Source organism: Streptomyces sp. NPDC006335, from assembly GCF_040612795.1.
Lineage (GTDB): Bacteria > Actinomycetota > Actinomycetes > Streptomycetales > Streptomycetaceae > Streptomyces.
The window spans coordinates 1,012,868-1,025,536 of record NZ_JBEXQX010000001.1 but is presented as its reverse complement, the minus strand read 5'-3'; the positions used below and the strand labels follow the sequence as shown (position 1 = coordinate 1,025,536).

12 protein-coding genes are annotated in these 12,669 nt (G+C 70.2%); 5 read left to right on the top strand and 7 right to left on the bottom strand.

The genetic code is table 11. From position 1 onward, the window contains the following. The first annotated feature begins 44 nt into the window (after positions 1–44). Positions 45–1,010, top strand: a complete 966-nt coding sequence (locus tag ABZ098_RS04630; RefSeq protein ID WP_356587157.1) for a DUF916 domain-containing protein — start codon at positions 45–47, stop codon at positions 1,008–1,010. A gap of 44 nt (positions 1,011–1,054) precedes the next feature. Here ABZ098_RS04630 and ABZ098_RS04625 read toward each other — a convergent pair whose 3' ends face one another. Continuing rightward, on the bottom strand, positions 1,055–1,393 hold the full coding sequence (locus tag ABZ098_RS04625; protein ID WP_355738542.1) for a P-II family nitrogen regulator: 339 nt from the start codon (positions 1,391–1,393) through the stop codon (positions 1,055–1,057). Next, positions 1,390–2,700: an ammonium transporter gene (locus ABZ098_RS04620; RefSeq protein ID WP_356587155.1), complete on the bottom strand. Its 1,311-nt coding sequence runs from the start codon at positions 2,698–2,700 to the stop codon at positions 1,390–1,392. The genes ABZ098_RS04625 and ABZ098_RS04620 overlap by 4 nt, the downstream gene beginning before the upstream one ends. A 165-nt stretch (positions 2,701–2,865) precedes the next feature. Here ABZ098_RS04620 and era point away from each other — a divergent pair, with 165 nt between their 5' ends. Continuing rightward, a complete protein-coding gene (gene era / locus ABZ098_RS04615; RefSeq protein WP_356587153.1) occupies positions 2,866–3,834 on the top strand; it encodes a GTPase Era in 969 nt (322 codons plus the stop codon). Here era and ABZ098_RS04610 read toward each other — a convergent pair. Continuing rightward, entirely contained in the window at positions 3,831–4,685 is an 855-nt protein-coding gene (locus tag ABZ098_RS04610) for a helix-turn-helix transcriptional regulator (RefSeq protein ID WP_356587151.1), read from the bottom strand. The two genes, era and ABZ098_RS04610, sit on opposite strands and share 4 nt — an antisense overlap. Positions 4,686–4,803: 118 nt before the next feature. Here ABZ098_RS04610 and ABZ098_RS04605 point away from each other — a divergent pair, with 118 nt between their 5' ends. Then, on the top strand, positions 4,804–5,658 hold the full coding sequence (locus ABZ098_RS04605; RefSeq protein ID WP_356587149.1) for an NAD(P)-dependent oxidoreductase: 855 nt from the start codon (positions 4,804–4,806) through the stop codon (positions 5,656–5,658). A 52-nt stretch (positions 5,659–5,710) separates the two neighbouring features. Here the strand turns inward: ABZ098_RS04605 and ABZ098_RS04600 are convergent, their stop codons facing one another. The 4 genes from ABZ098_RS04600 to ABZ098_RS04585 are packed head-to-tail and all read right to left on the bottom strand — an operon-like array spanning position 5,711 to position 9,679. Continuing rightward, positions 5,711–6,949: an MFS transporter gene (locus ABZ098_RS04600; RefSeq protein WP_356587147.1), complete on the bottom strand. Its 1,239-nt coding sequence runs from the start codon at positions 6,947–6,949 to the stop codon at positions 5,711–5,713. Then, the gene (locus tag ABZ098_RS04595) at positions 6,946–8,262 is read right to left on the bottom strand and encodes a GH1 family beta-glucosidase (RefSeq protein WP_356587145.1); all 1,317 of its coding nucleotides are present in this window, start codon (positions 8,260–8,262) and stop codon (positions 6,946–6,948) included. The genes ABZ098_RS04600 and ABZ098_RS04595 overlap by 4 nt, the downstream gene beginning before the upstream one ends. Before the next feature lie 58 nt (positions 8,263–8,320). Further along, the gene (locus ABZ098_RS04590) at positions 8,321–8,587 is read right to left on the bottom strand and encodes a protealysin inhibitor emfourin (RefSeq protein WP_356587143.1); all 267 of its coding nucleotides are present in this window, start codon (positions 8,585–8,587) and stop codon (positions 8,321–8,323) included. A 21-nt stretch (positions 8,588–8,608) separates the two neighbouring features. Next, positions 8,609–9,679 (bottom strand): M4 family metallopeptidase, encoded by a 1,071-nt coding sequence (locus tag ABZ098_RS04585; RefSeq protein WP_356587141.1) that lies wholly within the window; start codon positions 9,677–9,679, stop codon positions 8,609–8,611. A gap of 319 nt (positions 9,680–9,998) precedes the next feature. Between ABZ098_RS04585 and leuA the strand changes: the two genes are divergently transcribed. Then, positions 9,999–11,720: a 2-isopropylmalate synthase gene (leuA, locus tag ABZ098_RS04580; protein ID WP_356587139.1), complete on the top strand. Its 1,722-nt coding sequence runs from the start codon at positions 9,999–10,001 to the stop codon at positions 11,718–11,720. A gap of 184 nt (positions 11,721–11,904) precedes the next feature. Next, the gene (locus ABZ098_RS04575) at positions 11,905–12,600 is read left to right on the top strand and encodes a TerB family tellurite resistance protein (RefSeq protein ID WP_356587137.1); all 696 of its coding nucleotides are present in this window, start codon (positions 11,905–11,907) and stop codon (positions 12,598–12,600) included. Positions 12,601–12,669 lie beyond the last annotated feature (69 nt).

Below are 12,669 nucleotides of genomic sequence, written 5' to 3'. Positions count from 1 at the left end.
ACCCGCCCGTCCGTTCCTTCTCGCCCACGTGGGGGTCCGCACCCATGCGCAAGCTGTACGTCCTCTTCCTGAGCCTGTTCCTGGTCACGGCCGCCGCGCCCGCGTACGCCGCCGACAACGGCAGCTGGTCCGTGTACCCGGCCGCGTCGCAGATCGCCGAGCGGCCCTACTTCTATCTCTCCGCCGATCCCGGCCAGAGCATCGACGACAAGGTGGTGGTCACCAACAAGACCGGCGAGCCGCTGACCTTCCGGCTCTACGCCGCCGACGCCTACAACACCGCCCGCGACGGAGGTTTCGCCGTGCGTACGGTCGCGGAGAAGCAGCGCGGGGTGGGCGCCTGGGCGAAGCCCGCGAAGTCCCGGGTGACCGTCCCCGCGCACGGCAAGGTCACCGTCCCCTTCACCCTGTCGGTGCCCGAGGGTGCCGAACCGGGCGACCACCCCGGCGCGTTGGTGGCGCTGGACGAACGGGTCGACAAGGGCGACGGCGCGGTGGCGCTCGGCGTGCAGCGGGCCGTCGCCGCCCGGATCTACCTGCGCGTGGGCGGCCCCACAGTCCCCGCGATCACCGTCGAGGACGTCCGGGTCAGTCATCACCAGCCGCTGGTACCGGGGTTGGGGGACAGCGGCGCGACGATCTCGTACACCCTGCGCAACACCGGCAACGTGACGCTGGACCCGAAGGTGGAGCTGCGGGCGACGGGGTTGTTCGGCCGTACGTTGCTCTCCCGCGAACTCGCCCGGATTCCGGGGGAGTTGTTGCCCGGGCAGCGGGTGCGGCTGAGTGAGCCATGGCGTGGGGCGCCGCAACTCGACTGGGGCGATGTGCAGTTGACCGCGAGCGCGAAGGACACGCGTGAGTCGGCGAGCGCGAGTTTCTTCGCGTTGCCGTGGCTGGTCGCGGTGGTGCTGTTCTTGGCGGGTGCCGTGGGAGGGGGAATGTGGGTGCGTTTGCGCCTGCGGGCCGGTGGGGGCTGGTCGCGCCCACGCGGCGAAGGCGCACATTGACACAGCCCCGCGCCCCTGAAGGGGCGCTCCCCGGGCCGTCCCTTCTAAAGCGCGTCAGGACCCCGCTCGCCCGTCCGCACCCGTACGACCGTCTCCACCGGCAGCGCCCACACCTTGCCGTCGCCGATCTTGCCCGTGTGGGCGGCCTTGACGATCGCGTCGATGACCGTGTCCGAGTCGGCGTCGTCGACGACGACCTCGATACGGACCTTGGGGACCAGGTCGACCTGGTACTCGGCGCCCCGGTACACCTCGGTGTGGCCGCGCTGACGGCCGTAGCCGCTGGCCTCGGTCACGGTCAGACCGTGCACGCCGATCTCCTGGAGCGCGGTCTTGACCTCGTCGAGGCGGTACGGCTTGACGATCGCGGTGATGAGCTTCATGCCTGGGTCTTGACCTTCTGGGCGGAGGGGACGGAGGACGCGCTGACCGGGGCACCGTGGCCCAGCACGCCGTGATCGTATGCCGTCTCGGCGTGCACCGTAAGGTCCAGGCCGGTGTGCTCGTGCTCCTCGTCGGCTCGGAAGCCCATCACCTTGTCGATCAGCTTCCCGAGGCCGTACGTCACCGCGAAGGCGTACGCCCCGACGGCGACCACGGCCACCAGCTGCTTGCCGAGCTGGGCGAGCCCGCCGCCGTACAGCAGGCCCTCGGTGCCCCCGGTCATCGCCTTCTCCGCGAAGACGCCGATCAGGAGGGTGCCGATGACGCCGCCGACCAGGTGGACGCCGACGACGTCGAGCGAGTCGTCGTAGTTCAGTTTGAACTTCCAGCCCACCGCGTAGGAGCAGACGACACCGGCGGCGAGGCCGACGACCAGTGCGCCGAGGAGGGAGACCGAGCCGCAGGACGGGGTGATCGCGACCAGGCCCGCGACCGCGCCGGACGCGGCGCCGAGCGTGGTCGGGTGGCCGTCGCGCTTCTGCTCGACGAAGAGCCAGCCGAGCAGGCCGGTGCAGCCGGCGGCGAGGGTGTTGAGGAAGACGGCGGCCGCGAGGCCGTTGGCGCCGAGGGCCGAACCGGCGTTGAAGCCGAACCACCCGAACCAGAGCAGGCCCGCGCCCAGGATGACCATCGGGAGGTTGTGCGGGCGCATGGCGTCCTTCTTGAAGCCCAGACGCGGGCCGAGGACCAGCGCCAGGGCGAGACCGGAGGCGCCCGAGGTGATCTCGACCGGCAGACCGCCCGCGAAGTCCAGTGCGCCGAGCTTGTCCAGGACCCAGCCGCCCGGCCCCCACACCCAGTGGGCGACGGGAACGTATACGAGCAGCGCCCAGACCGGCACGAACACCAGCCACGCCCCGAACTTCGCCCGGTCCGCGATCGCGCCGCTGATCAGGGCGGCCGTGATGATCGCGAAGGTGAGCTGGAAGGTGGCGAAGAGGAGGGTGGGGACGGTGCCCTGGACGCTGTCGGGGCCGAGGCCGGCCATTCCGGCGTGGTCGAGGCCGCCGATGAGCCCGGCGAAAGTGTCCTCGCCGAACGCGAGGGAGTAGCCGGCCGCCAGCCACACCACCGTGACCAGGGCGATCGACACGAAGCTCATCATCAGCATGTTCAGGACGCTCTTCGTGCGGACCATGCCGCCGTAGAACAGGGCGAGCCCCGGGGTCATCAGCAGGACGAGGGCGGTGGCGGCGAGCAGCCAGGCGGTGTCACCGGTGTCGATGCCTTGCGCGGCCAGGGGCATGGAGGTCTCCAACCAGGTGGGGGCTCGTCAGAGGTTCACCGGCGTGCGTTTCCGGTTGAGCACGTTGGTGTTTCCGTGATGTTTCGTTGCGTGGAGGTTTCTGGAAGCTCACCGGAACGCGGGTACTCGGGCGCCTGTGCGGCGGGGCTCCGTGGATCAGGGAGAATGGGGCGCATGAGCGTTCGCAGTCAGTCATCCGAGCCGTCGGCGTCGTCGGAGGCCCCCCACCGCGCCGGCTTCGCCTGCTTCGTGGGCCGCCCCAACGCGGGCAAGTCCACCCTCACGAACGCTCTGGTCGGCCAGAAGGTCGCGATCACCGCGAACCAGCCGCAGACCACGCGGCACACGGTGCGGGGGATCGTGCACCGGCCCGACGCCCAGCTGATCCTGGTCGACACCCCTGGGCTGCACAAACCGCGCACGCTGCTCGGTGAGCGCCTCAACGACGTCGTGCGCACCACGTGGGCAGAGGTCGACGTGATCGGGTTCTGTCTGCCGGCGAACGAGAAGCTCGGGCCCGGTGACCGTTTCATCGCGAAGGAGCTGGCGGGGATCAAGAAGTCCCCGAAGGTGGCGATCGTCACGAAGACGGACCTCGTCGACTCGAAGACGCTCGCCGAGCAGCTCATCGCCATCGACCAGCTCGGCAAGGAGCTGGGCATCGAGTGGGCGGAGATCGTCCCGGTGTCGGCGACCGCGAACACGCAGGTCGACCTGCTGGCGGACCTGCTGATCCCGATGCTTCCCGAGGGCCCGGCGCTCTACCCCGAGGGCGACCTCACGGACGAGCCCGAGCAGGTCATGATCGCCGAGCTGATCCGCGAGGCGGCCCTGGAGGGCGTCCGCGACGAGCTCCCGCACTCCATCGCGGTGGTCGTCGAGGAGATGCTGCCCCGCGAGGACCGCCCCGCCGACAAGCCCCTCCTCGACATCCACGCCTTCGTCTACATCGAGCGCCCCAGCCAGAAGGGCATCATCATCGGCCCCAAGGGCAAGCGCCTGAAGGAGGTCGGCATCAAGAGCCGCAAGCAGATCGAGGCGCTCCTGGGCACGCCGGTCTTCCTGGACCTGCACGTGAAGGTGGCGAAGGACTGGCAGCGGGATCCGAGGCAGTTGCGGAAGCTGGGGTTCTAGGGCATCGCCTCCTGCGGGTGCATGTCCTGAAGGCCGATCACCCTCAGCAGCTGGAGGCGTTCGTACGCCTCTGTTCCCGGGCGGGCCGTGTGGACGACCAGGAGGTGGTGGTGTTCGTGGCTGACCATGACCTCGCAGTCGAGTTCCAGCAGGCCCACCACGGGGTGCAGGAAGCGTTTCGTCGCCTTGTCGCGCTGGGACACCTCGTGTTCGTCCCACAGGCGCGCGAACTCCTCGCTGGCCGCCCGTAGTTCGGCGACCAGCGCGGCCGGTTCCGGATCGTCGGGGCGGGCCGCGGTCACCGCGCGCAGGGTGGCCACCTGGGTGCGCGCGTGGTCCGGGAGGTCCTCCTCGGGGAAGAGCGTGCGCGCGGTCGGGTCCAGGAAGAAGCGGCGGGTCAGGTTACGGTCGCGCCGCGGACGGGACATCGTGTCGCCGACCAACGCCTTCGCCATCGCGTTCTGCGCCAGCACCTCGCCGTAGTCGTTGACCACCTGCGCCGGGGTGTCGTGCAGCCGGTCCAGGATCAGCAGCAGCCCCGGGCGGACATGCGCCGACGCCGTCTCGCGGCGCGGGGGCTCCTCGCCCACCAGGTGGAACAGATGGTCCTGCTCCACCTCGGTCAGGCGCAGCGCCCGGGCCAGCGCGGTCAGCATCTGACGGGACGGGCGGGGGCCACGGGACTGTTCGAGACGGGTGTAGTAGTCCACGGACATCCCCGCCAGTTGTGCCACCTCCTCCCGGCGCAGACCCGGCGTGCGACGCCGGGCGCCCGGTGTCAGGCCCACGTCGGACGGGTTCAGCCGGGCGCGGCCGCGGCGCAGGAAGTCGGCGAGTTCGGCTCGGTTCACCCCTCCAGCGTGCGGCACCCCGTCCGGCTTATCCAGGGACTGTCGATCCCCTGATCAAGAGGTCTCTCCCGGTGCGTGCGCGGCCGTCCCACGCTGGTCCGGACGAGAGGAGCAGAACATGCTGACGTTGGTGACAGGTACGACGGGACAGGTCGGTCGGCGCTTCGTGCCGAGGCTGCTGGCGCAGTCACGGCCGGGGGAGAGGGTGCGGGTACTCGTACGGGACGCCTCGCGCGGCGAACCCTTCGCGGAGCTCGGCGCCGAGGTCGTCGTAGGAGATCTGCGGGACGGTGAGGCGCTCGGCAAGGCCGTCGCCGGGGCGGACGCGGTCGTGAACGTCGCCGCGGCCTTCCGGGGGGTGCCGGACGAGGAGGCGTGGGCCGTCAACCGGGACGCGGCCGTGGAACTGGGCCGTGCCGCGGTGGCCGCCGGCGTGCGGCGGTTCGTGCAGGTCAGCACCGGCCTTGTGTACGGCACCGGGCGGGGGCGGCCGCTCACCGAGGACGACGAGAGCCGGCCGGGCGGGTCGATGTGGGGTGCGTATCCCGAGTCCAAGGCGGAGGCCGAGCGGTCGCTGCTCGCGCTGGAGGGGATCGATGTGCGCGTCGCCCGGCTCCCCTTCGTGTACGGCGACGGGGACCCGCATCTCGCGCAGTCGCTGATGTGGGCGAAGAACTGGGCGTCGGCTCAGCGGCTGCACATGGGGCACCACGCGGATGTCGCCCAGGGGTTGCTGCGGATTCTCCACGCCCCGGGGATCTCGGGACGGGTCTACAACATCGCCGACGACGCGCCGGTGACGGCGGTGGAGTTGCACCAGCTCAACGGGGCCGAGATTCCGGGGGAGTTGTACGAGCGGGTCGATCCTGATCCGTGGCTGGTGATCATGTCCACGGAGCGGATTCGGCGGGAGCTGGGGTATCGGCCCGTGTATCCGTCTGTTCATGCGGCTCGGGAGGCGGGAGCGTTGTGATCTGCGGGTCCGTTGTGGCTGGTCGCGCAGTTCCCCGCGCCCCTGGGGAGATTCAGTCGACGCTCCTTATACGGCCAACCAGTACCGCCCCCGCCAAACCCACCAGCGCCGCCACCCCATACAGAACCCGGTATCCCCCCAGGTGCGTGACGATCGGGGCCGCCAACGCGGGGGCGGCCACCTGCGGCAAGGCGTTCGCCACGTTGATCACGCCCAAGTCCTTGCCCCGGTCCGCCGCCTTCGGCAGGACGTCCGTCATCAACGCGAAGTCGACCGACATGAACACGCCGAGCCCGATCCCCAGCAGCGCCGCCACGACGATCGCGCTCGGCCAGGTCTGCCACACGGCTAGCAGGGCCGTGGCCAGCGCCATCAGGACCCCGGACCAGCGCACGAAGGGCTTGCGGCGGCCCACCCGGTCCGACCAGACGCCGCCCACGACCACCGTGGCCAGCAGCGCCACGCTGTCCACGGCGGTCAGGATCAGGACGCCCTGCTCGGGGTCGTCGTGGTGGAGGCGGTCGCGCAGGTAGTAGAGGAGGTAGAGGATCACCAGCGCGTTGCTGAGGTTGATCAGGAAGCGGGTCAGCCAGGCCCAGGCGAAGTCCGGGTGGCGGCGGGGGCTCAGCCAGAATCCGCGCGCGAACGACCGCCAGGACCAGGCCGGCCGGTCCGTGACCGGCAGGCTGAGATCGCGGTGGCGCAGCACGTACGGCAGCACCCCCGCCAGCGTGAACACCGCGCACGCCGCATAGCCCGCCGCGATCCCGCCGGCCGCGGTCGCGAGTCCCGTGCCGACGACCGCGCCGAGGATCTGTGCCGCCCCGATCCAGCCGCCCACCGCGCCCCGCTGGAGCCGGGGCACCCGGTCCGGGACGGCCGCCGTGACCGCCGCGAAGGCCGCGTTGAGGGTGAGCTGGACTAGGCACCAGCCGAGCGCCATGAGCCACAGCCCGTGCGCCCCGGCGAGCACCAGCAGCGACAGCGCGCCGCCCGCCGCACCGGCCACGATCCACGGGCTGCGGCGGCCCCAGCGGGCCGTGGTGCGGTCCGACAGCGCCCCGAAGAAGGGGTTCGCCGCCAGCGACACCACCGCGCCCACCCCGGTCACCCAGGCCAGCAGGGTCTCCTTCGACATGCCGGTGCCGGGCGCGAAGTCCTCCGCCTGCCGGGCCAGCAGGATCTGCAACGGGCCGTACCAGCCCACCCAGATCGCCACGTTGGCGAGGGACAGGGACGCCGTCCAGCCCTTGCCGACGCGCTCGACGGGTTCGGCCAGAGCCGTGCTCACCTCTGGGCCCGGAGCAGGTTCCGGTACCAGGCGTAGGACGCCTTCGGGGTCCTCGCGAGGGTCTCGAAGTCCACGTGCACCAGGCCGAACCGGCGCGCGTACCCCTCCGCCCACTCGAAGTTGTCCATCAGCGACCACACGAAGTACCCGCGCACGTCCACGCCCGCCTCGACCGCCCGGTGCAGGGCGCGGACGTGGCCGTCCAGGTAGGCGATGCGGTCCTGGTCGTCGACGCCCTCGTAGGAGCAGCCGTTCTCGGTGATGACCACGGGCGGGAGGCGGTCGCCGTAGCGTTCGCGCATGCCGGTGAGGAGTTCGGTCAGGCCTTCCGGGACCACCGGCCAGCCGAAGTCCGTGACCGGGACGCCCTCGATCTCCTGGACGGAGAAGGGGAGTTCGGCGGGGATCGTCAGTCCGCCGAACTCGATGTCCTCGCCCTGCGGGGCGCCGACGCGGGTGGGGGCGTAGTAGTTGACGCCGTAGAAGTCGAGGGGTTCGGAGATGACCTTGAGGTCGGCGGCCACGTCTCCGGGCATCAAGTCGCCCAGTCCTGACGGGTATTCGCCCAGGAGCACCGGTTCGGCGAACAGGCGGTTCAGGAGCAGGTCGTAGAAGTCGGCCGCCTCCACGTCCGGTTGGTCCTGGGAGGCCGGCCGGGTCGGGCCGTGGGAGTTGGCGATGCCGATGTCCGTGGCGCCGGACGCGCGCAGGGCCTGTACGGCCAGGCCGTGGCCCAGGAGCTGGTGGTGGGCGGCGGGCAGCGCGTCGAACATGAGCTGCTTGCCGGGGGCGTGGGCGCCGAGCGCGTGGCCGAACAGGGTGTGTTCGGCGGGCTCGTTGAGGGTGATCCACTTCTTGACGCGGTCGCCGAGACGGTCGGCCACGCGGGAGACGTACTCGGCGAACCGGGAGGCGGTGTCCCTCTCCAGCCAGTCGAGCGTGACCGGCAGGTCCCAGTGGAAGAGCGTCGGGACCGGACGTACGCCCGCGGCGACCAGTTCGTCCACGAGACGGTCGTAGAAGTCGAGGCCCTTCCCGTTGTCGAAAAGTACCCGCGGCCAGGAGACCGAGAAGCGGTACGCGTCCACGCCCAGCCCGGCCAGCAGGGAGACGTCCTCGCGGTAGCGGTGGTAGTGGTCGCAGGCCACGGCCGCCGTCGAGCCGTCCTTCACCCGTCCCGGTTCCGCCGTGAAGGTGTCCCACACGGACCGTTCGCGCTCGTCCGCCGCGCCCTCGATCTGATGGGCCGAGGTCGAGACGCCCCACAGGAAGCCGGCCGGGAACTGGGGGATCGGGTGCTCGTCAGTCGCCATGCGCCGGATCATCGGTACCGGCGGGTAGGGAAGTCAACGGGCGGGCGGGAACAAGCAGTCAAGCGCCCTCTTTGAGTACTTTCGAGATCAGCTTCCGCTGCTCCTCCGTGAGCCGGGGATCGGCCGCGTAGACCGTCCTGCCGTCCACGGTGATCTCGTAGTTGAAACCGTCCGGAACCCCGATCGGCGGGGTGACCCGGCCTGCGGCGACCGCCTTCTCGGCCAGGGCCTGCCATTCGTGGGCATCGGGCCGCCCGGAGGTGTCGACCTCCTTGTGCCGCTCGATGCCCGCGAACCCGCCCGTGCGCCTCACCTGAATACGCATGGGTCCCTGTCTAGTACGGACTCACAGGATCCGCACCCCGACCTGCTCCCAGGCCTTCGACACGGCCTGGAACTCGTCGCCGCCGTCACCGAAGCGCTCACGGGCCGCCTTGACGGTGAGCCCCGCGAAGTCGTTGAACAGGGCGCGCTCACTCAGCTCGCCGCCGGTGAGGACGTCGTACCAGATCTGGCCCGCGCGCTCCCAGGCGTGGCCGCCGAGGGCGGTCGCGGCCAGGTAGAACGCGTGGTTGGGGATGCCGGAGTTGATGTGCACGCCGCCGTTGTCGCGGCCGGTGCGGACGTAGTCGTCCATGGTCGCCGGCTGCGGGTCCTTGCCGAGCACGTCGTCGTCGTAGGCGCTGCCCGGCTCCTTCATCGAGCGCAGTGCCTTGCCGGAGACGCTGGGGGCGAGGAGGCCCGCGCCGATCAGCCAGTCGGCCTCGGCGGCGGTCTGGCCGAGCGTGTACTGCTTGATGAGCGAGCCGAAGACGTCGGACATCGACTCGTTGAGGGCGCCCGGCTGGCCGTAGTAGGTGAGGTTCGCCGTGTACTGCGTGACGCCGTGGGTGAGTTCGTGGCCGATGACGTCGATCGGGATGGTGAAGTCGAGGAAGATCTCGCCGTCGCCGTCGCCGAACACCATCTGCTCGCCGTTCCAGAAGGCGTTGTTGTAGTTCTCGTCGAAGTGGACGGTGGCGTCGAGCGGGAGGCCGTCGCCGTCGATCGAGTGGCGGGCGTAGGCCCTCAGATAGAGGTCGAAGGTGGCGCCGAGGCCGGCGTAGGCGCGGTTGACGGTGGCGTCCTGGCCGGGCTCAGAGCCCTCGACGCGGACCTTGGTGCCCGGCAGGTCGTTCCGGTGCCCGGCGTCGTAGATCGTGCGCAGCGGCTGGTCCGACGGTGCCTTCGCCGGCGGGGCGGCCGCGAGGCCGAACTCGGTCGTCACGCGGCGGCGGCCGCGCAGCTCGCTGTCGCGCATCAAGGTGCGCCGGGCGGGACCGGAGAGTGCGGGGTCGTCGTTCCTGGCCAGCTTGTCGAGGACATGCGGCGGAATGACGGTGCAGAAGACGGGCTCGAAGCCCCCGTGGGTCGTCATGCCCGGCACCCTTGCACTGAGTCATGACGGTGTCACTAGTCGCAACCATGATTGGTGAAATATACGGACAGGGAAGCGCACGCTCCGTGACGAAGTGGTATAGCGCACTTTTTGTCCCATTCGCTCCACGGGTCCCGCATACTGATACGGCGCCCCGCACGGAGAGCGGCTCCGCTAGCATTCTGCGCATCATGCGTTTCGGGCTGCTTCTTCTTAGCTGCCGCGGCGAGGGCCTGTAGTCCAGGTCGACTCCCTCCCCGCGGAGCTTCGCGTTGCGTGTCGGCCGTCCTTTCCGGACATCCTGAGGAGCCCCGCAATCATGGCGAACCGCCAGCAGCCCAGCACCATGCCGATCCACAAGTACGGCCGGTACGAGCAGGTCGACATCCCGGACCGCACCTGGCCGGACAAGCGGATCACCGTCGCCCCCCGCTGGCTCTCCACCGACCTGCGCGACGGCAACCAGGCCCTGATCGACCCGATGTCGCCCGAGCGCAAGCGCCGGATGTTCGACCAGCTGGTCAAGATGGGCTACAAGGAGATCGAGGTCGGTTTCCCGGCGTCGGGCCAGACGGACTTCGACTTCGTGCGGTCGATCGTCGAGGAGCCGGGCGCGATCCCCGACGACGTGACGATCTCCGTACTGACCCAGGCCCGCGAGGACCTGATCGAGCGGACCGTGGAGTCCCTGAAGGGCGCCAAGCGGGCCACCGTCCACCTGTACAACGCCACCGCGCCGGTCTTCCGCCGGGTCGTCTTCCGGGGCTCCAAGGACGACATCAAGCAGATCGCCGTCGACGGCACCCGTCTGGTGATGGAGTACGCCGAGAAGCTGCTGGGCCCGGAGACCGAGTTCGGCTACCAGTACAGCCCCGAGATCTTCACCGACACCGAGCTGGACTTCGCGCTGGAGGTCTGCGAGGCGGTCATGGACGTCTACCAGCCGGGTCCGGGCCGCGAGATCATCCTCAACCTGCCCGCCACGGTGGAGCGTTCGACCCCCTCGACGCACGCGGACCGCTTCGAGTGGATGCACCGCAACCTGTCCCGCCGCGAGTTCGTGTGCATCTCGGTCCACCCGCACAACGACCGCGGTACCGCCGTCGCCGCCGCCGAGCTGGCGCTGATGGCCGGCGCCGACCGCGTCGAGGGCTGTCTGTTCGGACAGGGCGAGCGCACCGGCAACGTCGACCTGGTCACCCTGGGCATGAACCTGTTCTCGCAGGGCGTCGACCCGCAGATCGACTTCTCCGACATCGACGAGATCCGTCGCACGTGGGAGTACTGCAACCAGATGGAGGTCCACCCGCGCCACCCGTACGTGGGCGACCTGGTCTACACGTCCTTCTCCGGCTCCCACCAGGACGCCATCAAGAAGGGCTTCGACGCCATGGAGGCCGACGCGGCCGCCAAGGGCGTCACCGTCGACGACATCGAGTGGGCGGTCCCGTACCTGCCGATCGACCCCAAGGACGTCGGCCGCTCCTACGAGGCGGTCATCCGCGTCAACTCGCAGTCCGGCAAGGGCGGTATCGCGTACGTCCTGAAGAACGACCACAAGCTGGACCTGCCGCGCCGGATGCAGATCGAGTTCTCCAAGCTCATCCAGGCCAAGACCGACGCCGAGGGCGGCGAGGTCAAGGGCTCGGACATCTGGGCGGTCTTCCAGGACGAGTACCTGCCGAACCCCGAGAACCCCTGGGGCCGTATCCAGGTCAAGAACGGGCAGTCGACCACGGACACCGACGGCGTGGACACCCTGAAGGTGGAGGCCACGGTCGACGGCGTCGACACCGTCCTGACCGGTACCGGCAACGGTCCGATCTCCGCCTTCTTCGACGCGCTGGCCAAGGTCGGCATCGACGCCCGTCTCCTGGACTACCAGGAGCACACGATGAGCGAGGGCGCCTCCGCGCAGGCCGCCTCCTACATCGAATGCGCGATCGACGGCAAGGTTCTGTGGGGAATCGGCATCGACGCGAACACGACGCGTGCGTCGCTGAAGGCGGTCGTCTCGGCCGTCAACCGGGCCGCTCGATAATCCCTCTGACCGGCGGTTTCGGGGCCTTGGTCGCTGTTTACGGCGATCAAGGCCCCGTCGTTTATCGGCCATCGGGACGTGGAGGTCACGAGCAGGTCTCGTCAGGGGTGCTGACTCCGCCTCACTGATGTGGCTAACATCACGCAAGCGCGGCGATGTTGCCGTGGCGTTACGGAGGTGCGACGTGCTCCCTGGACCGGGACGAAACGACCGTGCTGTCAGGCCTGCGCGCCTCCTGGGCACCCGTGTCGCGTGGACCACCGTCGGCGACGGCGAGTTCTTCTGCCCCGGCTGCGGGGGCGACCGCAACTTCCAGCGCCTGACCGGCCGTCGACGCGTCGTCCTCCTGGGCGTTCCGGTCCTGCCGCGCGGCGACACCGGCCCGGTGGTGGAATGCGCCGCCTGCCGACGCCACTTCGGCACCGACGTCCTCGACCACCCCACCACGACCCGCTTCTCGGCCATGCTCCGCGACGCCGTCCACACGGTCGCCCTCGCGGTCCTGGCGGCGGGCGGCACCTGCTCGCGCACCTCCCTGGAGACCGCGGCCGCCACGGTCCGCGCGGCGGGCTTCGACGACTGCACGGAGGACCAGCTGGAGACCCTGGTCGAGGCCCTCGCCGAGGACACCGGCCGGGTCTACGACCGCCCCTGCGGGGCCGGCCTCGCCATAGAGCTCCACGAGGCCCTCGACCCGCTCGCCCCGCACCTCGCCCCGACGGGCCGCGAGTCGATCCTCCTCCAGGCGGCCCGTATCGCCCTCGCGGACGGCCCGTACACCCCGCCGGAGCGCGACGTCCTCACCACGGTGGGCACCGCCCTGACGATCTGCGCGGACGACGTCACCCGGCTGCTCGCGGCGGCCCGGACCCCGTCCTGATACTCCCCGGGGAGTAGCGCACGCCCCGGGACACCCGCGGCAGTACCCCCCAACTCGCCCTCCGGCCCG

Bases quoted from the DNA above. Each gene is read 5' to 3' on its own strand.
- ABZ098_RS04630 (WP_356587157.1), top strand. From the start codon at position 45: ATGCGCAAGCTGTACGTCCTCTTCCTGAGCCTGTTCCTGGTCACGGCC.
- ABZ098_RS04625 (WP_355738542.1), bottom strand. From the start codon at position 1,393: ATGAAGCTCATCACCGCGATCGTCAAGCCGTACCGCCTCGACGAGGTC.
- ABZ098_RS04620 (WP_356587155.1), bottom strand. From the start codon at position 2,700: ATGCCCCTGGCCGCGCAAGGCATCGACACCGGTGACACCGCCTGGCTG.
- era (WP_356587153.1), top strand. From the start codon at position 2,866: ATGGGGCGCATGAGCGTTCGCAGTCAGTCATCCGAGCCGTCGGCGTCG.
- ABZ098_RS04605 (WP_356587149.1), top strand. From the start codon at position 4,804: ATGCTGACGTTGGTGACAGGTACGACGGGACAGGTCGGTCGGCGCTTC.
- ABZ098_RS04595 (WP_356587145.1), bottom strand. From the start codon at position 8,262: ATGGCGACTGACGAGCACCCGATCCCCCAGTTCCCGGCCGGCTTCCTG.
- ABZ098_RS04590 (WP_356587143.1), bottom strand. From the start codon at position 8,587: ATGCGTATTCAGGTGAGGCGCACGGGCGGGTTCGCGGGCATCGAGCGG.
- ABZ098_RS04585 (WP_356587141.1), bottom strand. From the start codon at position 9,679: ATGACGACCCACGGGGGCTTCGAGCCCGTCTTCTGCACCGTCATTCCG.
- leuA (WP_356587139.1), top strand. From the start codon at position 9,999: ATGGCGAACCGCCAGCAGCCCAGCACCATGCCGATCCACAAGTACGGC.